1 protein-coding gene is annotated in these 742 nt (G+C 35.5%); it reads right to left on the bottom strand.

What is annotated here, in order from left to right; all coding sequences use genetic code 11:
- The coding region (locus AC1DRF_RS30775) for a GAF domain-containing protein (RefSeq protein WP_477742671.1) at nucleotides 1-670 on the bottom strand (670 nt) is incomplete at its 3' end.
- Between the last annotated feature and the right edge of the window lie 72 nt (nucleotides 671-742).

Below are 742 nucleotides of genomic sequence, written 5' to 3'. Positions count from 1 at the left end.
GAATATTGTCGTCAGTCATAGTAGAAGAATCGCGTAATATATGCTTTAAGTTCGTATACATATAGCTTTTATTATGCTGAAATGTCTTTCCGATAATTCCTTCGCCAACTTTCATTTTCATGTTTTGAATTTCATTGTTTGGCCCCCCGGACCAGGCGCGAGGCAAAAGAAATTGAGTGRAAGAATCAAACATCCACAGCACGCCCATATCCGCAACAGAAATAACTGAAAGAGCATTTTCAAGAATTCTTGTTAATAAATAATCTGAGTCTTGTAAAAGTGAGATTTCCTTAATGCTTTTCATAAGCACGTTTAAAATGTGCTCATGCCGCTCTAGCTTTTTTTGCAGCACATAAGGAGAAAAGGTAGCCGATAGCTGTTTTATTTGTGGGGGTGTCCAGTCATGCTTAGCAAATATGCGAACAACAAAGGCATAGCGATTTGGAAAGGACAAGTAAATTTCCTCGAACTCTTCATATGCCATATGCTTTTGAAAGGAATCACTGCCGTTATGTAGGCTAGTGGGAGGAGTGTAAGACAGGGATGAACATGAAGAACTGGAAAAAAACACGTTAAAATTTGTAGAATCAATACTTGTCCAAATCTGATAAGGACTATTTTTGATAATAGATGTAAGATAACCTTTCATATTAGCTAATAAATCACTCATGTTAACAACCCCTTATAGACTACTTAATGTAAAAAAATACATAGTTATAGTTCTTATTATATAGAAATACAC

The organism is Priestia sp. P5_B4 (assembly GCF_056400385.1).
This window is presented reverse-complemented; position numbering and strand designations above follow the sequence as displayed.